This window comes from Salipiger sp. CCB-MM3, from assembly GCF_001687105.1.
Lineage (GTDB): Bacteria > Pseudomonadota > Alphaproteobacteria > Rhodobacterales > Rhodobacteraceae > Salipiger.
On the sequence record NZ_CP014595.1, the window covers coordinates 985,046 to 1,007,013 of the forward strand.

Genomic DNA, 21,968 nt, shown 5'->3' on the forward strand with positions numbered 1-21,968 from the left:
TCTCCCGTTTGCATGGTGGCCCCATTGCCACCGCTCCCTATCCTCTTGCATGTGCCCGGGAGCCAAAGGCGTCACGTCTCAGATGGGGGGCGCATACATGAGAATCCGGCTTTTGGGAAGCAATAAGCGCGGAGCCGCCCGGACGGGCCATTGCAGGCCGACGATGACCCGGCGGGCCGCATCGGGTTTTCCTGCGCGGGCGTCAGGGGTTCCGTGAAATCGCTTCTGCAAATGCCTGAGGTACGCCTTGCCGCGCGAAATGACGCGCGTCAGATGTGGATGCGCCCTGCCGGAAACGCAAAACGCCCGCTCCAATGGAGCGGGCGCTGCGAATTCCGTATCCGGAGCGGATCAGCGGCGGATGCCGAGGCGCTGGATCAGGGCGGTGTAACGCGCCTCTTCCTTGCCCTTCAGGTAGTCCAGCAGCTTGCGGCGCTGAGCCACGAGCTTCAGAAGGCCACGACGCGAGTGGTTGTCCTTCTTGTGGGTCTTGAAGTGCTCGGTCAGGGTCGAGATGCGGCTGGTGAGGATAGCAACCTGAACTTCGGGCGAACCGGTGTCGCCTTCTTTGGTTGCGAATTCCTTCATCAGGCGGTTCTTTTCTTCAACGGTGATCGACATCGGGGTCTCCTTCAGGGTTAGAGGGATGGCACAAGCCGGGATGTCGTCCAGCAGGGCCCGTGGAGAAATCCGGCCCGCATGGCCGGATGCGGGCGTATAGGGCGATTCAGCGTAAAAGGAAAGCCCGAAGTTGCCGGGGCCGCTGTGGCTCACGTCCCCGCAAGATCGGGCGCGCCACCATTCAGCAGGGCGATACTGTCAAGCGTTGGGACAGCGTCGCTGGGCAGATGCGCAAGCACTTCGCCATCTACCACAAGCTCGGTCACCCCCGCCACCTCTGCGCTTTCACGAAGCTCCAACTCCGGCGCATCCGCATCCCCGCCCGCACCATCGTAGAAGACGATCAATTGATCTTGCGACGGATCGAAATCCACCAGTTCGGCCGCCGCCTCCCCGGCACTCCATTCGCCAAGGATAAAACCGTCCGCCCCGGCACCGCCGCTCGCCAGATCGCCCGCGCCGATCCAGAGCGTGTCGCTGCCCGAGCCGCCGTTGAGAAAATCCGCATCGTCCTGATCGTGCCCCCCGGCATCCGCCTCGACCCCCGACAGCAGGTCGTCGCCCCAACCGCCAAACAGCGTATCGGCGCCGCTTCCACCGATCAGCGTGTCATCGCCCTCGCGCCCCAAAAGCGCGTCCTGCCCTGCGCCCCCTAGGAGCAGATCGGCGCCAAGCCCGCCCTGCGCCTCGTCATCGCCCGCGCCCCCGTCGAGCGCGCCGCCACCGTCATGGGCAAAGAGCAGATCATCCCCCTCCGCCCCGCGCAGCACATCGCTGCCTGCGTCGCCGTGCAGCGTGTCATTGCCCTCGCCCCCCAGCACCGTGTCGTTGCCATCCCCGCCGAGCAGTTCGTCATCGCTGCCGCGCCCGTCGAGAAAATCCTCGCCCGCACCGCCGCCAAGAAGATCGGTCAGCGGCGTGCCAATCAGAATGTCCGCCCCGTCACTTCCCGCGTCGATACGGCCCGTCTCGATCTGGCTCGTCTCGATCTGGCCGGGATCACTCTGGCCCGTATCACTCTGCGCCGCGTTCCAATCCGTGTCGAAACTGGCGCTGACTTGGTCGAGCAGGCTGGTGTCCAGCGGCACATCCTCCTCGCCCCCTTCTGCGGGCCCTGAGGCCGCGTCATCGCCGCCGCTCTCGTCCGCGCCCTCGCCGCCCGGCGACGCGAAGATTGCCAGCGAGCCCAACAGCGCCATGCCCATTAGTCCGGTCAGAAACAGCATCCCTTAGCTCCCAAGGCGAGAAGCCGGAAGTCTGAGTGACACCCCGCGCGGTAACCAAGCGCATTCGCCCGCGAAGGTTAACGCGAGCGCTGCCAAATTTGCGGCTGCTGGCTGTAGGACACGTAAAGCGGGTGACGCGGATGGCCGTCCTTGGTCAGCCCAAGCACATGCAGATCCCCCGAAAGCACCCCCGCGATCTCCGCCCCGCGTCCCAGATGCACGCCATGCACGCCCCAGCCCGCCAGCGTCAGCCCCGCCTCGGCGTGCCAGCGCAGCAATAGCGCGTCATTCTCCGCACCCACCGGGGCGGGCGCGCGGCGCAGATCGGCGGGTTTGGTGGCGCGATAGCCAAAGAGATTGGCGATCCGCATGCCGCCGAAGCCAAGCGCCTGCGCGCGGCGCTGGCAGCGTTCGATGGTGGGATCGTTCTGCCGTTCGTCGGCGGTGGAGGGGTTGAGCATGATCCACAGCAGCAGCCCGCCCGGATGCGCCGGGTCCCAGACCCGCTCGAGCCCATAGCGATAGGCCTCGCAGGGCGAGTAGAGCGCCCGCGAGCGCATGCCGTTCTCTTCGTGCCGCCGCTCGATCATGGCGCCCTTCTGGCGCGCTTGGCGGCGCGGGACAAGTCCCCGCCCGGCTCACCGGCGCCGTTGACTTGCTCCGCATCGCGGCTCAGGGTCCGCCAAAGACCGAGACAGCAAGGACATTCCCCAGATGGACATCACCCGGATCGAAGCCGCCGCCGCGCGGCTCAAGGGCCACGCGCGCCGCACGCCGCTGCTTTCCTCCCCGTTTCTCGACGAGATCGCCGGGCGCCGCGTGCTGATAAAGGCCGAGTGCCTGCAGCACACCGGCAGCTTCAAGTTCCGCGGCGCGTGGTCGGCACTTTCGGCGCTCGATCCGGAGGTGCGTGCCAAAGGGGTGATCGCCTTTTCCTCGGGCAACCATGCGCAGGGCATCGCCGCCGCCGCCAAGGGGTTTGGCGTTCCGGCGGTGATCATCATGCCCGCTGACGCCCCCGCCGCCAAGGTCGCGGGCACCAAGGGGCTGGGCGCCGAGGTGGTACCCTATGACCGCGAGACCGAAGACCGCGACGCGCTTGGCGCGCAGCTCGCTGCCGAGCGCGGGCTGACGCTGGTCAAACCCTTCGACGAGCCCGAAGTGATCGCCGGACAAGGCACCTGCGGGCTGGAGATCGCCGAACAGGCCGCCGAGGCGGGCGTGACACAGGCCGACGTCATCGTCTGCTGCGGCGGCGGTGGTCTGACCTCGGGCATCGCGCTGGCGCTGGAGGCGAAGGCTCCCGGCCTGCGCGTGCGCCCCGCCGAGCCCGAGGGCTTTGACGACGTGAAGCGCTCGCTGGAGGCGGGCGCGATCCAGCGCAACGCCGCCATGGGGGGCAACATCTGCGATGCAATCGTCACGCCGCAGCCCGGCGATCTCACCTTCCCGATCATCAACCGGCTCTGCGGCCCCGGGCTGGCGGTGAGCGAGGAAGAGGCGCTGAAGGCGATGCAACTTGCCGTGCGCCACCTCAAAATCGTCGCCGAGCCGGGTGGCGCGGTGGCGCTGGCCTCGGCGCTCTTCCGCCCTGGGCAGATCGAAGGCGACGCGGTGATCTGCACCGTCTCGGGCGGCAATGTCGATCCGGCGATCCTCGCCCGCGCCCTTGCGCTGGACATCTGACGCGAAAGAGGCGCGGCCCTCCCCGGACCGCGCCCCTTCTTCTCTTTCCAAATACGCCGGGGAGCGCGAGGGGCTGGCCCCTCGCTATCTTCCAGACCTGCGCATCAATCCAATGCGTTCAGCCGTCGATCCGCCGCGCCTCGTCGAGCAGCATCACCGGAATGCCCTCGCGGATCGGGAAGGCCAGCGCAGCGTTCTTGCTGATCAGCTCCTGCTGCTCGGCGTCATATTCCAGCACCCCATGGGTGACCGGGCAGACCAGCGCCTCAAGCATGCGGCGGTCGAAGACAAAGGTCTCTTCGGCGGAAGCTTCACTCATTGAATCAGGTCCTCTTCACCGCCACGCAGGGCGAATTCGATCAGGGTCACAAGCGTTTCGCGGCGCGACGCCAGTCGCGGCGCCTCAAGCAGCGCCTGCTTTTCCTCGGGCACGAAATCCAGCAGCATCGACAGCGAATTGATCAGCAACTCGTCTTCCGCTTCCTTGAGCGTATCCCAATCCGCCGACAGGCCGCGCGCTTCGAAATAGCGGTCGAGCAGACGCAGGAAAGCACCGCGATCAAAGCTGTCATCGCTGTCGGCATGGGCGTCGAGATCATGCTCGAACCCGTTCCAGTCCACCTCGCAGCGGCGATAGGGCGTGAACCCTTCCACCTCTTTCTGGATGCGGAAGCGCGACAGGCCCGACAGGGTGATCATGTAGCGCCCGTCCTCGGTCTCCGAGAACTGCGTGATCCGCCCGGCGCAGCCGATGCGCTGCAGCGCGGGCGTTTCGCTTTCGTCGTGGCCCAGCGGCTGCACCATGCCAATCAGGCGTGTGTCGGTCTTCAGCGCGTCATCCAGCATCGCCAGATAACGCGGCTCGAAGATGTGCAGCGGCAGGCGCGAGCGCGGCAGCAGCAGGGCACCGGGAAGCGGGAAAACCGGGATCATCCCCGGGAGATCAGTTCGTCTCACCATGACCTGCGAGCTAGAGCGCCGCGGCGCTCAGGCAAATATCATCGAGCTAAGTTTACGGCGCCCGTTGAGAACAACCGGATCGTTCGGCTTCAGCGCCTCGAAGATGGTGAAAAGCTGCGCCTTGGCGGCGCCGTCGTTCCACTCGCGGTCGCGGCGGAAAAGCTCCAGCAACTGGGTCACCGCGTCTTCGGTCTCGCCATGGGCATAGAGCGCCTGCGCCAGATCGAAACGGGCTTGCAGGTCCGCCGGGTCGGCCTCGACTTTCGCGGTCAGTTCGGCGACCGGGCCGGCGTTGCTGGCCTGTTTGGCAAGCTCGATCTTGGCATGAGCTGCTTCCAGCTCAGGCGCTTTGGAGATCTCGACCGGCGCGCCGTTGAGCACGGCTTCGGCCTGATCGAGGTCATCGAGCGCGAGATAGCAGGACACCAGACCGGCATAGGCCTTGGCGTTCTGCGGGTCTTCTTCGAGGATCGCGGCAAAGACCTGCGCGGCGTCGGCAGCGGCGCCCTGCTCCAGCATCTCTTCTGCGGTGGCGATCGCTTCATCGAGCCCGCCCGACGCATCACCGCCCGAGGCCTGCACCACGCGGTCGATGAAGCTTTTCAGTTCCGACGGCGGCAGCGCGCCCTGAAAGCCGTCGATCGGCTGGCCCTTGTAGAAGGCATAGACGGTGGGGATCGACTGGATGCGCAGCTGACCGGCGATCATCTGCGCCTCGTCGACGTTGACCTTGGCCATCTTCACCGCGCCCTTGGCCTCGGTGACGGCGGCTTCCAGCGCCGGTCCAAGCTGCTTGCACGGGCCGCACCAGGGCGCCCAGAAATCCACGATCACCGGCACTTCCTGCGAGGCGTCGATCACCTCTGCCATGAAGTCGGCTTCGCTGACGTCCTTGATGAGATCGGCCTTGGGGGCCTCGGTCTTGCCCAGTTCCAGCATGCTGTGTCCTCCGCTGCGGCGGTTTGCTTGGCGTGTTACATGGCGCAGGCGGGGGCGCGATGCAAGGGCGCGGCCCCCTGCCCGCCGCCGCTCAGGCGTGGCGGGTCAGCTCTGCCCAGATCGGAAGATGGTCCGAGGCGCGCCGCGCAGCGCCCGACTGTTCGACCCCGGCGGCATGCAGCGTCAGGCTGCTGCCATAGGCCACGCCATCAAGCGCGACGAAGGGTCGCGAGGCGTGATAGCTGCGGCCCGGCAGGGTGAGTGTGAAGTCGCGCTCCCACGGCTCATAGCCGCGCACGTCCGACCATTCGTTGAAATCGCCGAAGATGGCCGCCTCGGCGCGCAGATCGCCCAAGTGATCCCGGATTTCCGACATCTGCTTGAGCCGGTAGCGGCGCAGCAACCCAAGGTGAGCGCCCACGACATTCACCCCCTCGACCCGCGCCATGACCGCGCCGCGTGGCTCCAGCCCGGGCAGTTCGATGCGCGCGGTCTGGGTGACCTCGAGCCCCCTGCGCACAAAGATCGCATTGCCGTGCCAGCCGAGGCTGACCTCGTTGCGTGCCAGCGGCACAACCTCATAGTCGGTCTCTTGCGCGATCAGAAAGCGCGGGATTGCAGCGGGGCGCGGACCAAGCCGCAGATCGGCCTCCTGCAGCACCACGACGTCGGCGTCGATCTGCCCCAAAACCTGCAGGATGCGCGCCGGATCGCGGCGGCGGTCGATCCCCATGGCCTTGCGGATGTTGTAGCTTGCGATCTTCAGCGGGGCACTCATACGGGTCTTCCTCAGAGGATTGGCGCCAGCAGCCGGGCGAACGGCGCGGCCAGACGGATCCAGCGCGGGTGTTCGCTCAGCGGCTTCTCCATGATGTAGGCGCTGGTGAAATCAGCCTCCAGCATCTTTGCCACCCGCTGCGCGAAACCCCGGTCAAAAATCAGTGCCATTGTCTCGAAATTGAGCCGGAACGAGCGGTTATCCAGATTGGCCGACCCGACGGCCGCGAAATCATCGTCCACGAGCACCACCTTTTGGTGCACGAAGCCGCCCTTGTAGCGCAGCACATCGACACCCGCGGCGCGCACCTCGTCGAAAAACGCGTGTGCGGCCAGCCACGGCAGGTAGTGGTCGATGCTGTCGGGCACCAGCACCTTCACGTCGCAGCCGCGCAGCGCGGCGCAGACCAGCGCCGAGAGCACATCTTGGTCCGGCACGAAATAGGGCGAGGCGATCCACACCCGCTCGCGCGCTTCGGCCATGGCGGAGATGAAGAACATCGCGCCGGTGTCCATGTCGTCGGCGGGTCCGGTGGGCAGCACCAGCCCGGTCAGATCCTCGGGCGCGCGGTCGGGGTGCCAATTGAGCTCTTCGCCGATGCTTTCCAGCGTGGCCCAGTGCCAGTCTTCGGCAAAGACCAGTTGCAACTGCGCCACCATCGGCCCGCGCAGGTGCAGATGCGTGTCGCGCCACGGCCCGAACGAGGGGTTCTTGCCAAGGTAGTCGTCCTTGACGTTGTGACCGCCGATAAACCCCTCGTGGCCGTCGATGATCACCGTTTTGCGGTGGTTGCGGAAGTTGATCTGAAAGCGCGAGGTGGGCCCCGGCGCATTCTTTGGATCGACCACCTGCACCCCCGCTTCGCGCAGCCGCGTCAGATAGCCGCCGGGCAGACCGTAGCTGCCGACACCGTCGAAGATCAGCCGCACCGAAACACCACGCTGCGCGGCGGCGATCATGTGGTCGGCCAGCTCATCCCCCAGATCATCGTCGGCAATCGTGTAGAATTGCACCAAAAGGTAGTTATGCGCCCGGTCCATGGCGGCAAAGACAGCGTCGAAGGTCTCGGCGCCATCGACCAGCAGATCTGCCGAGTTGCCCCCGACCACGGGCATCGCCGCCAGCTTCTCGAAAGAATGGTAGCGGGCCGGATCGCTGTTGTCGGGCGGATAATGCGCACAGAAGGCATCGAGCTCGCGGCGCACCCTGCGGCTGCTGCGACGGGTGATGCGGTAGCCGCGGAGTTTGTGCTGGCCGAAAAAGAGATAGGACGGCAGGGCGAACCACGGTGCCGCCAGCAGGAAGACGGTCCAAGCCGCTGCGCCCTGCGGCGTGCGCGCCGTCGAGACCGCGCGCCAGACGGCGTAGGCCACCGCCAGCGGCAGGAGCACCGCCAGAAAGACGGCAAAAATCGTGGTGTTGGAGCCCATGCGCGCTCTCCGCTGTTGCGCGCCGGAGAGTGTCTACCGGCCCGCCTCAACCAGAGCGCATCGCGAATTGTTCCGCAAGTGCCCGGCCTTGCAGCAGCCGGCCACGGAAATTTATCGCTTGGGTCTCAGGGATCGCCTCAGAGGTCGAAGGTGGCGAAGACCGGCGCGTGATCCGACGGTTTCTCCCAGCCGCGCGCGGTGCGCAGCACCCGCGAGCCGTGTCCGGCGCTCGCGATATCCGGCGTTGCCCAGACGTGATCGAGCCGCCGTCCCTTGTCCGCCGCATCCCAGTCGCGGGCGCGGTAGGACCACCACGAATAGAGCAGCCCCTCGGGGATGTCCTGCCGAGTGATGTCGACCCATTTGCCCGCGTCTTGCACCTGCGCCAGTTGCTCGACCTCGATGGGCGTGTGCGAGACCACCTTGAGCAGCTTTTTGTGGCTCCAGACGTCATCCTCACGCGGAGCGATGTTGAGATCGCCCACAAGGATGGACTTTTGCGGTGCCTCGGCGTGGAACCAGTCGCGCATCTCGGTGAGGTAGTCGAGCTTTTGCCCGAACTTCACGTTCACCTCGCGGTTGGGCTCGTCGCCGCCTGCGGGCACATAGAAGTTCTGGATGGTCACGCCGTTCTCGAGCGTCGCCGAGACATGGCGGGCATGGCCAAGCGCGGCGAAATCGCGGTCGCCGGCATCGACGATCGGCAGCTTCGACAGGATCGCTACGCCGTTGTAGCCCTTCTGCCCGCGCGCCACGATGTGGTGATAGCCAAGCGCCGCGAATTGCTCGAGCGGGATCTTCTCCACCGGGCTCTTGGTCTCCTGCAGGCACAGCACGTCCGGCCCTTCCTCGGCCAGCAGCTTGAGGACGATGGGCTCGCGCAGGCGGACCGAGTTGATGTTCCAGGTGGCAAGGGTGAAGGACATGAGGCGGGCTCCTTTTCTCGCGCGGAAAATGTCAGCCTGCCGGCACGGGCGCAACCCGGATCCCGGCGTTATGGCCCGCCCGGAGCATCCCTTTAGAGCACAAGCGCGAGGATCAGCACCGACAGGCACAAAAACCCGATGCCGGTGAGTTCGCGCCGCGTGATGCGCTCCTTGAAGAACAGCGCCGAGGCCATGAGCGAGAACACCAGTTCGACCTGCCCCAATGCCTGAACATAGGCGGCGGTCTGCAGGGTGAAGGCGGTGAACCACGACAGGCTTCCGGCCATGGAGGTGAGGCCGAGCCAGAGCGCTGTGCGCCGTGCCGCCCAGACGGCGGTGATCTGCCCCGGCTCGAAGACCCGCAGCCAGAGCGCCATGCCGATGGCCTGAGACACCACGACGCAGACCAGCGTGACACCGGCGCGCAGGACCGGCGCGGCCGAGGCGATCTCCAGCGAAGCGCCGCGATAGCCCACGCCCGACACCGCAAAGAACATCCCCGAGGCCAGCCCCAAGGCCACCGCCCGGCTGCCCATACGGCGCAGCAGCCCGCCCGGTCCCGGCGTGTCCGACAGCAGCAGCACCCCGACGAGGCCGATCAGGATCGCACCCCAACCGGCAGCCGAGATATGCTCTCCCAGCACCAAAAGGCCGAGCAGCGCGGTCTGGATCACCTCGGTCTTCTTGAAGGTGATGCCCACGGCGAAGTTGCGCTGCCGGAACAGCGCCACGACACAGACCGTGGCGAGGATCTGCCCCAGCGCGCCGAAAAGCGCATAGGCCCAGAACAGCGGGCTCAGATCCGGCCAGCCCTGCCCGGTTCCGATGAGGTACCCGCCGACCACCAGCACCGCCGCCGGCGCGGCATAGGCGAAGCGCGCAAAGGTCGAACTGGTGGCGGTGAGCGCGCCGCCGCTCAGCACCTTGTGCAGCATGAAGCGCAGGGTCTGAAAGAAGGCCGCGCTGAGGGTGACGATGATCCATAAATCCATGGCGTTGCCATGGCATGCGGCGAGAGGATTGACCATAGGTCAGCGCCGGAACGCGAAACGGGCCGGAGGTTTCCCACCGGCCCGTCGTGTGACAGCCAAATTCGACGTGTCGAATTTGCAAATCTCTTCGAAGAGATTTGCCCGGCCTCAGACCTCGCTTTTCAGCGCCTCTGCCAGATCGGTGCGCTCCCACGAGAAGCCGCCGTCGACGTCGGGCTCGCGGCCAAAGTGGCCATAAGCGGCGGTGCGCTCGTAGATCGGCTTGTTGAGGTCGAGATGGGTCCGGATGCCGCGCGGCGTCAGGTCCATGACCTTGGGGATCGCCCGTTCGATCGCCTCGGCAGCCAGATCGCCCGTGCCATGGGTGTCGACGTAGATCGACAGCGGCTTGGCCACGCCGATGGCATAGGACAGCTGCACCGTGCAGCGGTCGGCGAGCCCGGCGGCCACGACGTTCTTGGCCAGATAGCGTGCCGCGTAAGCTGCAGACCGGTCGACCTTGCTGGGGTCCTTGCCCGAGAAGGCACCGCCGCCATGCGGGGCGGCCCCACCATAGGTGTCGACGATGATCTTGCGGCCCGTCAGACCCGCATCCCCGTCCGGCCCGCCGATGACGAATTTGCCGGTGGGGTTCACCCACCATTCGGTCTCGGGCGAGATCCAGCCTTCGGGCAAGGTCTTGCGGATGTAGGGCTCGACGATGGCGCGGATGTCGTCCGAGCTTTGCCCCTCGTCGGTGTGCTGGGTCGAGAGCACGATCTGCGTCACGCCCACCGGCTTGCCATCCCTGTAGCGCACGGTGACTTGGCTTTTGGCGTCCGGTCCGAGCATCGGCTCGGCGCCGGTTTTGCGCGCCTCAGCCAGCCGCTTGAGGATGGCATGCGAGTAGAGGATCGGCGCCGGCATCAGTTCCGGCGTTTCGTTCGTGGCGTAACCGAACATGATGCCCTGATCGCCCGCGCCCTCGTCACGGTTGCCGCCGCCGGTCACACCTTGTGCGATATGCGCCGACTGCTCGTGCAGCAGGTTGGTGATCTTGACGGTCTCGTGGTGGAACTTGTCCTGCTCGTATCCGATATCTTTGATGCAGGCCCGCACGATGTCGGGAATATGCGCCATGTAATCATGCAGCTTTTCCTGATCGGTCAGACCGATCTCGCCGCCGATCACCACGCGGTTGGTGGTGGCGAAGGTTTCGCAGGCGACGCGCGCCAGCGGGTCCTCTGCCAGCAGCGCGTCGAGCACCGCATCGGAAATCCGGTCGCACACCTTGTCGGGATGCCCTTCGGAGACCGATTCCGAAGTGAAGATATAGTTCTGTCGGGACATAAGCGCTCCATTAGGTACCAGCTGTCACGCCAGGAAGCCGTTGTGACAGGGATATGAATATCTCTCGCTACGCCGCTGAGATAGCGGCGTCAATCCAAATTGCGGCGGCGCGGCCAGAAGGCCCACAGCATAAGCAGCGCCAGAAAGCCCAGAAGCGGCAGGTCTCCGGTGCGGCTGTAGAGCGTGGCGCGTAGCGGCGGCGGCAGACGGGCGTCAAGGAAACCTGCCTCATTAAGCGGCAGTTCCTCCAGCACCCGCCCTGCCCCGTCGATCACCGCCGAGACGCCGGTGTTGGCCGCGCGCACCATCGGCAGCCCCTGCTCGATCGTGCGGATGCGCGCCTGCGCGAGATGCTGGTACGGTCCCGAGAAGCTGCCAAACCACGCGTCATTGGTGATCTGTAGCAGCAGATCGGGTCGCGCAGCGGCGCGCAGGTCCTGCGGGAAAACCGCCTCATAGCAGATCAGCGGCAGCGCGTGGCCCATGGCCCCGCCAAGATCGAGCAATTCAGGCCCCGGCCCAGCAGCGTAGCCACCCTCGGCACGGGCGGCGAGGCCGCTGATGTTGATGCGCCGGAACAGCCACTTGAAGGGCATATACTCGCCGAAGGGCACGAGGTGGTGCTTGTCGTAGACCGCCTCGACCTTTGGCCCCTGAGAGATCAGCGCCAGCGAGTTATAGTAGTCGAGCCCCTCGCTGCGCTGGATGCCCAGAACCACCTGCGCGGGCAGCGCCGCATCGATGATGACCCGCAGCGCGTCCTCGGCGTTTTCCAGCAGCGTCGGCACGGCGGTCTCGGGCCAGACGATCAGATCGGGGCGCGGCAGGCCCTGTTTCGCCGGAGCGGCGGTGTAATCGACCTGCCGCTCGAAGAAGAGCGGGATGTAATCGCGGTTCCATTTCTGGGTCTGCGCGGCGTTGGGTTGGACGAGCCGGACCACGGGCCGATCCGCCAGATCCTGCAGCGGCGGCAGCAGTTGCGCGCCCCCGACCAGCAAAGCCGCCAGCACGGCCGCAGCGGCGCCTGCAGACGGAACCGCTCCGCGCAGCCCGTGCGCGGCCAAAGCCGCCAGTGCGAGCGTCACGAGGGTGAGCCCGTAAGAGCCGATCACAGAGACCCATTGAATGGCCGAGGTCGGCTCCCAGAGGTAGCCCACCATCGCCCACGGAAAGCCGGTGAACACAAAGCCGCGCAGCAGCTCCGCCAGCGTCCATGTCACCACCAACGCAAAGAGCGGGCGGCGCGGCGCCTGCGCAGCGCCCCAGAAGGCCACGCCCCAGAACAGCGCCAGCCCGGCGGCCATCAGCACCAGTGCGAAAGGCGCCATCCATGCGGTGGTCGCCGCATCCACCTGAAAGGGTTCGGTCAGCCAGTTCAGCGCCAGACCGAAATAGCCGGTCCCCGTCGCCCAGCCCACCGCGAGCGCGGCGCGGGGCGTGCGCTGAAGGGCAAAGAGCGCCATCGACAGCACCAGACCGGCAAGCGCCAGATACCAAAGGCCCCAAGGCGCCTGCCCCAGAGCCATCAGCCCGCCGCAGAGCAGCGCCGGGATCAGCCGCGCCCGACCGGTCAGCACGCGCAAACCAAGGGGCGCCGGATCACGCCGCCGCCCCAGTTTACACTCATCGGCTCCGGAAGCCCGCGTGTCAGCCACGCCCGGCCCCTGCTTCGCTGCCGTTCACCTGTTGCGGCGCCTCGGGCTTGACCGGAGGCAGCAGCGCCGGTGCGGGGGTCGCAATCGTGCCCTCGGGCAGCGGCGGACGCACCCGCAGCCGCTTGATGCGGCGCGGATCGGCGTCGACCACCTCGAAATCGATGCCGTCGGGATGGGGGATCACCTCGCCGCGCGCGGGCACATGCCCGGCCAGCATGAAGACCAGCCCGCCCAGCGTGTCGATCTCTTCCTCGTCGATCTCTTCGGGATCGGTGAGCGCCAGCCCGGTCTCGGCCTCGAATTCTTCGAGCGGAGTTTTGGCCAGCGCCAGCCAGCTGCCCGCCTTCTCGCGGAAGAAGTTGCGGCCCTCGGCGGTGTCGTGCTCGTCCTCGATCTCGCCGATCACCTGTTCGATCAGATCCTCGATGGTCACAAGCCCGTCGACCCCGCCGTATTCGTCGATCACCAGAGCCATATGGCGACGCTCGGTCTGCATCTTGGTGAGCAGAACCCCCAAAGGCATCGACGGCGGCACGAAGAGCAGCGGGCGCAGCATCTTCTTCATGTCGAAGTCTTCGCCGTGGCCGTTGAACCCGTGCAGCAGGGCAAAATCCTTGAGGTGCACCATGCCCACGGGGGTATCGAGCGTGCCGGAATAGACCGGCAGGCGGGTCATGCCGCTGTCGCGGAACACCGCCACAAGCTCGTCCTGGGTGAGGGTGTCTGGCACGGCGACGATTTCCGCCTTGGGAATCACCACATCCTCCACGCGCATACGGCGGAGGTTCATCATGCCATGCGTCGGCCGCTCATGGGCTGCCAAGATATCCTGCTCCGGATCGCCATCTTCATCCATGCCATTGGCACGGTTAGAGAAAATGCGCTTAAAAAAGCCCGGAGGCCGTTCTATCTGCTCGTTTTCCTGCGCGCTGTGCGCTGCGTTAGACGAGTCGTCGTTATCTCCCATCGGTCCTTGTGATCCTGTTTCTCTCAGATGTCAGAGGAATATGGGTCCGCGATACCCATTTTGCCAAGTATTTCCGTCTCAATATTTTCCATCAGCGTCGCATCGCCGTCGCGCAGGTGATCATAGCCCAGAAGATGCAAGGTTCCATGAACGACGAGATGGGTCACATGCTCGGCGAAGGGCTTGCCCGCCGCCTGTGCCTCGCGCGCGCAGGTCTCATAGGCGATGGCCAGATCGCCAAGCTCGGTGGCAAAGGGCCCCGCTTCGGCCTCGGGCAGATCGGGGCTCGCGCCCTCGACCTCGGCGCCGCGCTCTTCGGAGGGCCACGAAAGCACATTGGTCGGCGTGGGCTTTTCGCGGAATTCGGCGTTCAACTCGGCGATACGGGCATCGTCGCAGGCCAGAACCGCGATCTCGAACCCATCGGGATCAAGCCCGAGGTGATCGAGCGCCGCGCGGGCCGCGGTTTCGGCGAGATCCTCGAGGCCCGCCGCCTCCCAGCGGTCGTCTTCAAGGATGGTGTCGGTGAGCTGTGCCATGGGTGACGCCTCTTGAGGGCCGGGGGCGCTGCCCCCGGACCCCCGGGATATTTTTCTCTAGACGAAGAGAGGGGACGGTTCAGGCCCCGCTTTCCGCGTCCTTGTCGTAGGCGTCGATGATCTTGGCCACAAGGGGGTGGCGCACCACATCCGCTGCGGTGAAATAATTGAAGCTGATGTCGGGGATGTGGCTCAGCAGACGCTCGGCATCGCGCAGACCCGACTGCACGCCGCGCGGCAGGTCGACCTGACTGCGGTCGCCGGTGATCACCATGCGGCTGCCCTCGCCAAGACGGGTGAGGAACATCTTCATTTGCATGGTGGTGGCGTTCTGCGCCTCGTCGAGCACGACGAAGGCATTGGCCAGCGTGCGGCCGCGCATGAAGGCCAGCGGCGCGATCTCGATGGTCTTTTCTTCCATCATCTTCGCCAGCTGCTTGCCGGGCAGGAAGTCGTTCAGCGCGTCATAGAGCGGCTGCATATAGGGATCGACCTTGTCCTTCATGTCGCCGGGCAGATAGCCGAGCTTCTCGCCCGCCTCGACCGCCGGGCGGCTCAGGATGATCTTGTCGACCTGTCCGGTGATGAAGAGGTTCACGCCGACGGCGACGGCGAGATAGGTCTTGCCGGTGCCCGCCGGGCCGATGCCAAAGCCAAGCTCATGCTCGAAGAGCGCGCGCACATAGGCCTTCTGCGCATCGGTGCGCGGCTCGATGAGCTTCTTGCGGGTCTTGATCTCGACCTTGCCGCCCGAGAACATCTCGAGCTGGCTTTCCGGCTCGCTCTCCTCGGGGGCGAGACGGAACTCGCGGTCGATGTCACCGCGGCCGACGCTGCGGCCCTGTTCGAGCCGCTGGTAGAGGGCGTTGAGCACCTCGCGCGCGGCGTCCTGCGCTTCGGCCGGACCGTGTAGCGCCAGTTGGTTGCCACGGCGAAGAATCTGCACGCCGGTGCGGGTCTCGATGTCGGTGAGGTTTCGGTCGTATTCGCCGCACAGATCGATGAGGAGGCGATTGTCCGGGAATTCCAGGATGGCTTCGGTCAGAATGCCTGTGTTCACGCATGTCTCCTGCGCTTGAGTGCATCTTCATGGTGCCAAGGCGTGGGGGCTCAGGTCAAGCAGCTTTGGCCCGACACCGGGAGGAAAGAAGCAAAACGGCCGCGCGGTGAGCACCGCGCGGCCGTTGGCATTGGTATGTGGGAGCGCCGCTCAGAGCGGGTCTCCGATCACCGAAGTGGCGCCCTGCTTGAAGTCGCCGGTGGCCACGGTCGGTGGGGCGACGCCGGAACAGACCGGCTTGCCGTATTTGTCGAGACGGCGGGCCAGATAGCCCTCGACACCGTCGTCGGCGATCCAGTTGTCGCAGCCGTCGGGATCGACCCAGACGCCCCAGCGAATCTGCGAAAGATCGTTGCGGTCGATCAGGTTGCGGTCGGCGCTCTTGTCCGGGCCGATCGGCACGTCACAGGCGGCGAGCGCAGAAGCGGCGAGGAGCCCAAAGGCGAGTTTTGCGAAGTTCATTCTGCCAGCCCCCTCAGCGCACGCACAGGATTTCGACGCGGCGGTTCTTCGCCATGCCTTCGGCGGTGCGGTTGCTCGCTACCGGATAATTCTCGCCATAGCCGCGCACGTCGATCACCCGCGCGCCGTTGGCATTGGCCACCGCCGCGACCGAATTTGCACGGTTCAGGCTGAGGCGATCATTGTAGGCATTGCTGGCCCGCGCGTCGGTGTGGCCGACGATGATGTAGCCAAAGGCTTTCGAGTCGCGGAAGAACTCCTCGAGCCGGTAGCGGCTCTGCGGATAGATCTTGTAGCTGTCGGTGGCGAAATACTGATCCGCCTTGAGCGTGCCGCAGATGTTGATCTCGTGGCAGACCGGGCGCCCGTCACGGGTCACGCGCGAGACCGCATAGCCTTCGGCGCCGTCGTCCATGACCCAGATCTCGCAGCCGTCAGGCGACAGCGAAATGCCCGGAATATACTGCTGCCCGCGGATCGTGCGGGTGTTCTGCGTCGAGATCACCGGAGTGTTGTAGCCTTCCGCGGCCGAGGCCGCCGGGGCGGCGATCCCGGTGAGGGCGAGCGCCGATACAGCTGCCACCCCCAGAACGCCGCGAAGGGCCTTGGAAAAGCGTTTCACCACAGCCTCTGTCCCCTTCAATCTGATACCCAATGAGACGAGGGGCGGCACATCCGGCCCTCCCCGCGCAAACCTATTACGGTTCGCGAGAGTATCAGCAATTTCTCGCCTGTGAAGGGAAAACCACCAGATATTGTGTCCGCAGCGACACCACCGGCGGCTCTGAGGCCGAACTGTCGCGGATCTGGGGTCAGTCAGACAAGTTAACCCGGCCCTGTGACAAAAATACGCCGCATTTTCCGCGCCGGAGGTGGCGGGCGATGCTTACAGCAATTCGCCCTTCAGCGAGTTGGGGCCAGACTCGACGATGCGCACCCGGCGCAGATCGCCCGGCTGCAGCCCCTCGCCCATCACATGCACCGCATGCAGATAGTCGGACTTGCCTCCCATCTGCCCCGGCAGGCGGCCCGGCTTTTCAAAAAGCACCCCGACCTCTCGTCCGACCATCGCGTCCTGAAGCGCGCGCTGCTGTTTGGTGAGCAAAGCCTGCAGGCGCTGCAGGCGGTCGTCCTTTTCATCCTCGGGCACCTGCGGGCGCTCTGCCGCCGGCGTGCCGGGACGTTCGGAGTATTTGAACGAGAAGGCCGAGCCGTATTGCACCGCCTCGACCAGATCGAGCGTGGCCTGAAAATCCGCCTCGGTTTCTTCCGGGAAGCCGACGATGAAATCCCCCGACATATGCAGATCGGGGCGCGCCGCGCGCAGCCGTTCGATGAGCTTGAGATAGCTCTCGGCGGTGTGCTGGCGGTTCATCCGCTTGAGAATCTTGTCCGAGCCCGCCTGCACCGGCAGGTGCAGATAAGGCATCAGCTTTTCGACCTCGCCATGGGCGGCGATCAGGTCATCGTCCATGTCGTTGGGATGCGAGGTGGTGAAGCGGATGCGCTCCAGCCCGTCGATCTTTGCCAGATCGCGGATGATCCCGGCCAGCCCCTTGTCGTGACCGTGGTAGGCGTTGACGTTCTGGCCCAGCAGGGTGATCTCGCGCACGCCGCGTTCGACCAGATCGCGCGCCTCGGCCATTACCCGCTCGGCGGGGCGCGACACCTCGGCACCGCGGGTATAGGGCACGACGCAGAAGGCACAGAACTTGTCGCAGCCTTCCTGCACCGTCAGAAACGCGGTCGGGCCACGCTTGGCCTTGGGGCGCGACTTCAGCTTCTCGAATTTGTCTTCCTCGGGAAAATCGGTGTCGAGCGCCTTCACCCCTGCCCCTGCCTTCGCCTCCATCTCCGGCAGGCGGTGATAGCTCTGCGGGCCGACCACCAGATCGACCATGGGCTGGCGCCGGATGATCTCTTCGCCCTCGGCCTGCGCCACGCAGCCCGCAACGCCGATCTTCAGGTCAGGCTTCTCGGCCTTCAGCCCTTTGTAGCGGCCCAATTCCGAATAGACCTTCTCGGCGGCCTTTTCGCGGATGTGGCAGGTGTTGAGCAGGATCATATCCGCATCATCGGGGCTCTGCGTCTCCACATAGCCCTGACCGCCGAGCGCTTCGACCATGCGCTCGCTGTCGTAGACATTCATCTGACAGCCATAGGTCTTGATGTAGAGCTTCTTGGGCTGGGACATGAGGGCGACTCCGGTTCCGCGGTTCAAGGCGTGCGCATACCGCAAACAGGCCCCGACTTGCAATGCATCCGCTTTTCCCCGACTGTCGCGAAAAACGCCGGGCAAAGAGCGGATGCAGTATAGCGGGTTGAATGAGGCGCTGAAACAGGGCGTGACCGGGTCGGGCAAGCGCCCACTGGGGATGATCTTCTGCGAGGATCAGACCGAGGTGAACACCACCGCGCGCCACCTGATGCAGCTTGGCTTTTCTCCGGTGCTGCTGTTCATGCCGCCGCATCTGACGCTGTCGCCGGATGTCGCCGAACGCACCGCACGTATCGATTTCGAGCCGCACCACCCCGGGGCCGTGCAGCGCGCCGTGAGCCGCGTCGCCGCCGCTGCGCCGCGGCGCTGGATGCACTACTGTTACAACGCCGAGTTCCTGTTCTACCCGTTCTGCGAGACGCGCAGCGTCGGCGAGATGCTCGCCTTCCACACCGAAGAGCGGCGCGATGCCATGCTCACCTATGTGGTCGATCTTTATGCCGGTGACCTGAAGCACGCGCCGGACGCGGTGTCGCTTGACGACGCATGGCTGGACCGCTCGGGCTATTACGCGCTGGCGCGCAGCGATGCGCCGCGCGGCGGGGCGCCCAAGGAGCGGCAACTGGATTTCTTCGGTGGTCTGCGTTGGCGCTACGAGGAGCATGTGCCGCCCGAGCGGCGCAAGATCGACCGGATCGCCCTCTTCCGTGCCAAGCGCGGGCTGGTGCTGCGCGAGGATCACACCTTCTCGGATGAGGAATACAACACCTACGCCTGTCCGTGGCACAACAACCTGACCGCTGCGCTGGCCTCATTCCGCACCGCCAAGGCGCTGAAACGAAATCCCGGCTCCAGCCACGACATCGCAAGCTTCCGCTGGCACAATTCGGCGCGTTTCGAATGGCACTCGCGGCAGCTGCTGGATCTGGGGCTGATGGAGCCGGGACAGTGGTTCTGAGCGTCAGTCGAACTCTTCCATGACGATCCGGTCTTCGGACACGCCGATCGACTTCAGCGCCGCGGCCATGTCATCCAGCATCGGGTCCGGCCCGCAGACATAGCAAACATCGCGATCGGCAGAAACCACGCCCGCAAGCAAGTCCGCGTCGATCTTTTCGCGGTGCAGCGGGCTTTGCTCTTCATCGGTGACGATGAAACGAGTGTCGAGCCCGGCCATCTGCTCGAAGCTTTCGCGCAGGATGATGTCGGCCTCGATCTTGTTGGAAAACACCAGCGTGTTGCCCGCAAGCGTGCCATTCTCGGCCAGCTTCTTGCGCAGGATGGCGATGAAGGGCGTGACCCCGGCGCCGCCCGCGATGAACACGCCATCCCCCTGGTCTTCGATCGCGCCCCAAGGCTCCTCGACCAGCACCGTATCGCCGGGTTGCATCTTGCCGATGCGCTCGGTCACCCCGTCATGGCCATCGGCGCTTTCGGGATAGGATTTGATGACGAACTCAAGAGCGCCTTCGCCGGGCAGCGAGGTGAAGGTGAAGGGGCGCTTCTCTTCGCGCCAGCCGTCACGGTCGAGCGCCATGTCGATGGCCTGTCCTGGGGTGAACTCCAGCCCCTCCGGCTTGTCGAACACCAGGTGGTGCACGTCGTGGGTCAGCGGCTCGATGGATTGCAGCGTAAGCTTGCGGCTCATGATGGGCCTCCTTTCTCGGTTACCCGAAAAACGCCCATGCCGGGCGCCAGGTTCCCGCCCAAAGCTTCGCCCTTCCCACCTTCTTCTCTTCAAAAGTACGCCGGGGTGAATTGGCCGCAGGCCAAGAGGGGCAGCGCCCCTCCCTTCACGTCAACTACGACCGCTCACTTCTTGCGCAGGCGGATCACCACATCGACCGACGCAATCTCGGCACCTTCGGGGGCCTGCGGCAGCTTCGAGATCACCAGTTCCTCCGACGGCGCGTCGGTCAGATGCCCCTCGCCTTCCCAGAAGAAATGCGGGTGGTCATGGGTGTTGGTGTCGAAATAGCTGCGATTGCCGTCGACGGTCACTTCCTGAATCAGCCCCGCTTCGCAGAAGGCGCGCAGCGTGTTGTAGACCGTGGCGAGCGACACGCTCTCGCCCTGCGACTGCGCCGCGGCGAAGAGGCTCTCTGCGGTGACGTGCCGATCTTTGCCGTCGCCGACGAGAAGCGCCGCCAGCGCAACGCGCTGCCGGGTGGGCCGGAGCCCTGCCTGGTTCAACCAGTCACTGCCTCTCTGGATGGCTTCGGAAGTCATTCGTTGGTCCGCTCGGCTGTCTGTGCCTGCCATATATAGAGGACCAGCCCCCCCTATTTCAAACGGAAAACCTACGTGCCAAGTGCGCGGGCCCCAACGCGCCGCGTCGACGCGCAGGCTTGCATGGCGCGGTTTCGCGGTGATAGAGGGGGCGCAACTTGACACAAAGGACAAAGGGGCGCGCCTGCATGGCCGACTATCCGACCAGCTTCGGCAAGGAAGATCTTCTGAAATGCGCGCGCGGCGAGCTCTTCGGAGAGGGCAATGCCCAGCTTCCGGCGCCGCCCATGCTGATGATGGACCGCATCACCGAGATCTCCGGCGACGGTGGCCTGCATGGCAAGGGCCACGTGGTGGCGGAATTCGACATCACCCCGGACCTGTGGTTCTTCGACTGCCATTTCCCCGGCAACCCGATCATGCCCGGCTGCCTCGGCCTCGACGGCCTGTGGCAGCTGACCGGCTTCAACCTCGGCTGGCGCGGCTGGCTGGGCCGCGGCTACGCGCTTGGCGTGGGTGAGGTGAAGCTGACCGGCATGGTGCGCCCGGATCGCAAGATGCTGACCTACAAGGTCGATTTCACCAAGGCCGTGCAGACCCGCCGCCTGACCATGGGCGTTGCTGACGGCATCGTCGAGGCAGATGGCGAAGTCATCTACCAAGTCAAAGACATGAAAGTCGCTCTCTCCGAGAGCTGAGAGGGAGGGTTCCCATGCGTCGAGTCGTCGTCACCGGACTGGGCATCGTATCGTCCATCGGCAACAACGCCGAAGAAGTTCTCGCCTCGCTGAAGGCGGGCCGCTCCGGCATCAGCGCCAACGCGCAGATGCAAGAGCACGGGTTCCGCAGCCAGATCGCCGGTGCGGTCGATCTGGACGTGGCAGAGCACGTGGACAAGCGCACCCTGCGCTTCATGGGCCCGGGTGCGGCCTATGCCCATATCGCCATGACGCAGGCCATCGCCGATGCGGGGCTTGAGGAGTCGGATGTGGTCAACCCGCGCACCGGCCTCGTCGCCGGGTCGGGCGGCCCGTCGACCTCGGCGCTGCTGACCGCGCATCAGACCGTTCTGAAGACCGGCGGCACCAAGCGCGTCGGCCCCTTCGCGGTGCCCAAAGCGATGTGCTCGACGATCTCGGCGAACCTGTCGACCGCGTTCAAGATCAAGGGCATCAACTACTCGATCACCTCGGCCTGCTCGACCTCGCTGCACTGTATCGGCAACGCCGCCGAGCAGATCATGATGGGCAAGCAGGACGTGATGTTCGCCGGCGGCGGGGAAGAGCTCGACTGGACCCTGTCGTGCCTCTTCGACGCCATGGGCGCGATGAGCTCGAAGTACAACGACACCCCCGAGAAGGCCTCGCGCGCCTTCGACGCGGGCCGCGACGGTTTCGTCATCTCGGCGGGCGGCGGCATCGTCGTGCTCGAAGAGTTGGAGCACGCCAAGGCACGCGGTGCCAAGATTTATGCGGAAGTGACCGGCTACGCCGCCACCTCCGACGGCCATGACATGGTCGCCCCTTCAGGCGAGGGCGGCGAGCGCGCCATGCGCCTTGCGCTGCAGACCCTGCCCGAGCACCGCAAGGTCGGCTACATCAACGCGCATGGCACCTCGACCCCGGTCGGCGACGTGGGCGAGATCGAGGCGGTGCGCCGCGTCTTCGGCGATGGCAGCACGCCGCTGGTCTCCTCGACCAAGTCGATGACCGGTCACAGCCAGGGTGCAACTGGCGCGCAAGAGGCGATCTATTGTCTGCTGATGTTGCAGAACGACTTCATCGCCCCTTCGATCAACGTCGAGACGCTGGACCCGGCGCTGAAACCCGCAGAGATTGCCACCAGCCTCGTCGAGAACGCAGGTCTCGATACGGTGATGACCAACTCCTTCGGCTTCGGCGGCACCAACGGGTCGATGCTGCTCAGCAAATATCAAGAATAACAGGCGAGA

Annotated in this window: 24 protein-coding genes and 1 riboswitch; of the genes, 4 read left to right on the plus strand and 20 right to left on the minus strand. The window is 65.4% G+C overall.

Going from position 1 to position 21,968, the window contains the following annotated elements; all coding sequences use genetic code 11:
* Positions 1 to 351: 351 nt before the first annotated feature.
* From rpsO to AYJ57_RS04815, 3 genes are all read right to left on the minus strand, one after another.
* Positions 352 to 621 carry a 30S ribosomal protein S15 gene (rpsO, locus tag AYJ57_RS04805; RefSeq protein WP_066101975.1) on the minus strand — a complete coding sequence of 90 codons (270 nt, stop codon included), beginning with the start codon at positions 619 to 621 and terminating at the stop codon, positions 352 to 354.
* A gap of 149 nt (positions 622 to 770) precedes the next feature.
* Positions 771 to 1,847 (minus strand): calcium-binding protein, encoded by a 1,077-nt coding sequence (locus AYJ57_RS04810; protein ID WP_066101978.1) that lies wholly within the window; start codon positions 1,845 to 1,847, stop codon positions 771 to 773.
* Positions 1,848 to 1,924: 77 nt separating this feature from the next.
* Positions 1,925 to 2,437 (minus strand): DUF1643 domain-containing protein, encoded by a 513-nt coding sequence (locus tag AYJ57_RS04815; RefSeq protein ID WP_066101981.1) that lies wholly within the window; start codon positions 2,435 to 2,437, stop codon positions 1,925 to 1,927.
* A 124-nt stretch (positions 2,438 to 2,561) separates the two neighbouring features.
* Between AYJ57_RS04815 and AYJ57_RS04820 the strand changes: the two genes are divergently transcribed.
* Complete coding sequence (locus tag AYJ57_RS04820) at positions 2,562 to 3,533, plus strand: threonine ammonia-lyase (protein ID WP_066101983.1); 972 nt, start codon at positions 2,562 to 2,564, stop codon at positions 3,531 to 3,533.
* A 118-nt stretch (positions 3,534 to 3,651) separates the two neighbouring features.
* Here the strand turns inward: AYJ57_RS04820 and AYJ57_RS04825 are convergent, their stop codons facing one another.
* From AYJ57_RS04825 to miaB, 15 genes are all read right to left on the minus strand, one after another.
* Entirely contained in the window at positions 3,652 to 3,852 is a 201-nt protein-coding gene (locus AYJ57_RS04825) for a Trm112 family protein (protein ID WP_066101986.1), read from the minus strand.
* Complete coding sequence (locus AYJ57_RS04830; protein WP_066101989.1) at positions 3,849 to 4,493, minus strand: LON peptidase substrate-binding domain-containing protein; 645 nt, start codon at positions 4,491 to 4,493, stop codon at positions 3,849 to 3,851. Before AYJ57_RS04830 ends, AYJ57_RS04825 begins: the two co-directional genes overlap by 4 nt.
* A 27-nt stretch (positions 4,494 to 4,520) precedes the next feature.
* Complete coding sequence (locus AYJ57_RS04835; protein WP_066101992.1) at positions 4,521 to 5,432, minus strand: thioredoxin family protein; 912 nt, start codon at positions 5,430 to 5,432, stop codon at positions 4,521 to 4,523.
* Between the two features lie 91 nt (positions 5,433 to 5,523).
* Positions 5,524 to 6,210 carry an endonuclease/exonuclease/phosphatase family protein gene (locus tag AYJ57_RS04840; RefSeq protein WP_066101995.1) on the minus strand — a complete coding sequence of 229 codons (687 nt, stop codon included), beginning with the start codon at positions 6,208 to 6,210 and terminating at the stop codon, positions 5,524 to 5,526.
* 11 nt (positions 6,211 to 6,221) lie between these two features.
* Positions 6,222 to 7,640 carry a cardiolipin synthase gene (gene cls, locus AYJ57_RS04845; RefSeq protein ID WP_066101998.1) on the minus strand — a complete coding sequence of 473 codons (1,419 nt, stop codon included), beginning with the start codon at positions 7,638 to 7,640 and terminating at the stop codon, positions 6,222 to 6,224.
* 137 nt (positions 7,641 to 7,777) lie between these two features.
* On the minus strand, positions 7,778 to 8,566 hold the full coding sequence (locus tag AYJ57_RS04850) for an exodeoxyribonuclease III (RefSeq protein ID WP_066102003.1): 789 nt from the start codon (positions 8,564 to 8,566) through the stop codon (positions 7,778 to 7,780).
* A 92-nt stretch (positions 8,567 to 8,658) separates the two neighbouring features.
* Positions 8,659 to 9,558, minus strand: a complete 900-nt coding sequence (locus AYJ57_RS04855) for a DMT family transporter (RefSeq protein WP_066106662.1) — start codon at positions 9,556 to 9,558, stop codon at positions 8,659 to 8,661.
* Positions 9,559 to 9,705: 147 nt separating this feature from the next.
* Complete coding sequence (gene metK, locus AYJ57_RS04860; RefSeq protein ID WP_066102006.1) at positions 9,706 to 10,887, minus strand: methionine adenosyltransferase; 1,182 nt, start codon at positions 10,885 to 10,887, stop codon at positions 9,706 to 9,708.
* A 3-nt stretch (positions 10,888 to 10,890) separates the two neighbouring features.
* Positions 10,891 to 10,939: riboswitch (SAM-SAH riboswitch) on the minus strand.
* Between the two features lie 37 nt (positions 10,940 to 10,976).
* The gene (gene lnt / locus AYJ57_RS04865) at positions 10,977 to 12,542 is read right to left on the minus strand and encodes an apolipoprotein N-acyltransferase (RefSeq protein WP_335740009.1); all 1,566 of its coding nucleotides are present in this window, start codon (positions 12,540 to 12,542) and stop codon (positions 10,977 to 10,979) included.
* The gene (locus AYJ57_RS04870) at positions 12,535 to 13,509 is read right to left on the minus strand and encodes a hemolysin family protein (RefSeq protein WP_083191147.1); all 975 of its coding nucleotides are present in this window, start codon (positions 13,507 to 13,509) and stop codon (positions 12,535 to 12,537) included. Before AYJ57_RS04870 ends, lnt begins: the two co-directional genes overlap by 8 nt.
* A 23-nt stretch (positions 13,510 to 13,532) precedes the next feature.
* Entirely contained in the window at positions 13,533 to 14,048 is a 516-nt protein-coding gene (gene ybeY, locus AYJ57_RS04875; RefSeq protein ID WP_066102009.1) for an rRNA maturation RNase YbeY, read from the minus strand.
* A gap of 79 nt (positions 14,049 to 14,127) precedes the next feature.
* The gene (locus AYJ57_RS04880) at positions 14,128 to 15,108 is read right to left on the minus strand and encodes a PhoH family protein (protein WP_066102013.1); all 981 of its coding nucleotides are present in this window, start codon (positions 15,106 to 15,108) and stop codon (positions 14,128 to 14,130) included.
* A gap of 150 nt (positions 15,109 to 15,258) precedes the next feature.
* Complete coding sequence (locus AYJ57_RS04885; protein ID WP_066102016.1) at positions 15,259 to 15,570, minus strand: hypothetical protein; 312 nt, start codon at positions 15,568 to 15,570, stop codon at positions 15,259 to 15,261.
* Between the two features lie 13 nt (positions 15,571 to 15,583).
* The gene (locus AYJ57_RS04890) at positions 15,584 to 16,195 is read right to left on the minus strand and encodes an OmpA family protein (RefSeq protein ID WP_066102020.1); all 612 of its coding nucleotides are present in this window, start codon (positions 16,193 to 16,195) and stop codon (positions 15,584 to 15,586) included.
* Between the two features lie 261 nt (positions 16,196 to 16,456).
* Positions 16,457 to 17,764 (minus strand): tRNA (N6-isopentenyl adenosine(37)-C2)-methylthiotransferase MiaB, encoded by a 1,308-nt coding sequence (gene miaB, locus AYJ57_RS04895; RefSeq protein WP_066102024.1) that lies wholly within the window; start codon positions 17,762 to 17,764, stop codon positions 16,457 to 16,459.
* Positions 17,765 to 17,876: 112 nt separating this feature from the next.
* Here miaB and AYJ57_RS04900 point away from each other — a divergent pair, with 112 nt between their 5' ends.
* Positions 17,877 to 18,746, plus strand: coding sequence for a hypothetical protein (locus tag AYJ57_RS04900; protein WP_066102027.1), 870 nt, complete (start codon positions 17,877 to 17,879; stop codon positions 18,744 to 18,746).
* 3 nt (positions 18,747 to 18,749) lie between these two features.
* Here the strand turns inward: AYJ57_RS04900 and AYJ57_RS04905 are convergent, their stop codons facing one another.
* Positions 18,750 to 19,436, minus strand: a complete 687-nt coding sequence (locus tag AYJ57_RS04905) for an FAD-binding oxidoreductase (protein ID WP_066102031.1) — start codon at positions 19,434 to 19,436, stop codon at positions 18,750 to 18,752.
* Between the two features lie 164 nt (positions 19,437 to 19,600).
* Positions 19,601 to 20,017 carry an iron response transcriptional regulator IrrA gene (gene irrA, locus AYJ57_RS04910; RefSeq protein ID WP_066102034.1) on the minus strand — a complete coding sequence of 139 codons (417 nt, stop codon included), beginning with the start codon at positions 20,015 to 20,017 and terminating at the stop codon, positions 19,601 to 19,603.
* 188 nt (positions 20,018 to 20,205) lie between these two features.
* On the opposite strand from irrA, the gene fabA reads away from it, so the two are divergent.
* Entirely contained in the window at positions 20,206 to 20,715 is a 510-nt protein-coding gene (gene fabA / locus AYJ57_RS04915; protein WP_066102038.1) for a bifunctional 3-hydroxydecanoyl-ACP dehydratase/trans-2-decenoyl-ACP isomerase, read from the plus strand.
* 14 nt (positions 20,716 to 20,729) lie between these two features.
* Complete coding sequence (gene fabB / locus AYJ57_RS04920; RefSeq protein WP_066102041.1) at positions 20,730 to 21,959, plus strand: beta-ketoacyl-ACP synthase I; 1,230 nt, start codon at positions 20,730 to 20,732, stop codon at positions 21,957 to 21,959.
* Positions 21,960 to 21,968: the final 9 nt, after the last annotated feature.

Coding starts and splice junctions, on each gene's coding strand:
- AYJ57_RS04810 (WP_066101978.1), bottom strand. CDS start 1,847: ATGCTGTTTCTGACCGGACTAATGGGCATGGCGCTGTTGGGCTCGCTG.
- AYJ57_RS04840 (WP_066101995.1), bottom strand. CDS start 6,210: ATGAGTGCCCCGCTGAAGATCGCAAGCTACAACATCCGCAAGGCCATG.
- AYJ57_RS04855 (WP_066106662.1), bottom strand. CDS start 9,558: ATGGATTTATGGATCATCGTCACCCTCAGCGCGGCCTTCTTTCAGACC.
- ybeY (WP_066102009.1), bottom strand. CDS start 14,048: ATGGCACAGCTCACCGACACCATCCTTGAAGACGACCGCTGGGAGGCG.
- AYJ57_RS04835 (WP_066101992.1), bottom strand. CDS start 5,432: ATGCTGGAACTGGGCAAGACCGAGGCCCCCAAGGCCGATCTCATCAAG.
- AYJ57_RS04825 (WP_066101986.1), bottom strand. CDS start 3,852: ATGAGTGAAGCTTCCGCCGAAGAGACCTTTGTCTTCGACCGCCGCATG.
- fabA (WP_066102038.1), top strand. CDS start 20,206: ATGGCCGACTATCCGACCAGCTTCGGCAAGGAAGATCTTCTGAAATGC.
- AYJ57_RS04870 (WP_083191147.1), bottom strand. CDS start 13,509: ATGGGAGATAACGACGACTCGTCTAACGCAGCGCACAGCGCGCAGGAA.
- AYJ57_RS04820 (WP_066101983.1), top strand. CDS start 2,562: ATGGACATCACCCGGATCGAAGCCGCCGCCGCGCGGCTCAAGGGCCAC.
- AYJ57_RS04885 (WP_066102016.1), bottom strand. CDS start 15,570: ATGAACTTCGCAAAACTCGCCTTTGGGCTCCTCGCCGCTTCTGCGCTC.
- fabB (WP_066102041.1), top strand. CDS start 20,730: ATGCGTCGAGTCGTCGTCACCGGACTGGGCATCGTATCGTCCATCGGC.
- irrA (WP_066102034.1), bottom strand. CDS start 20,017: ATGACTTCCGAAGCCATCCAGAGAGGCAGTGACTGGTTGAACCAGGCA.
- AYJ57_RS04830 (WP_066101989.1), bottom strand. CDS start 4,493: ATGGTGAGACGAACTGATCTCCCGGGGATGATCCCGGTTTTCCCGCTT.
- AYJ57_RS04850 (WP_066102003.1), bottom strand. CDS start 8,566: ATGTCCTTCACCCTTGCCACCTGGAACATCAACTCGGTCCGCCTGCGC.
- cls (WP_066101998.1), bottom strand. CDS start 7,640: ATGGGCTCCAACACCACGATTTTTGCCGTCTTTCTGGCGGTGCTCCTG.
- miaB (WP_066102024.1), bottom strand. CDS start 17,764: ATGTCCCAGCCCAAGAAGCTCTACATCAAGACCTATGGCTGTCAGATG.
- AYJ57_RS04905 (WP_066102031.1), bottom strand. CDS start 19,436: ATGAGCCGCAAGCTTACGCTGCAATCCATCGAGCCGCTGACCCACGAC.
- AYJ57_RS04900 (WP_066102027.1), top strand. CDS start 17,877: ATGCAGTATAGCGGGTTGAATGAGGCGCTGAAACAGGGCGTGACCGGG.
- AYJ57_RS04815 (WP_066101981.1), bottom strand. CDS start 2,437: ATGATCGAGCGGCGGCACGAAGAGAACGGCATGCGCTCGCGGGCGCTC.
- rpsO (WP_066101975.1), bottom strand. CDS start 621: ATGTCGATCACCGTTGAAGAAAAGAACCGCCTGATGAAGGAATTCGCA.
- metK (WP_066102006.1), bottom strand. CDS start 10,887: ATGTCCCGACAGAACTATATCTTCACTTCGGAATCGGTCTCCGAAGGG.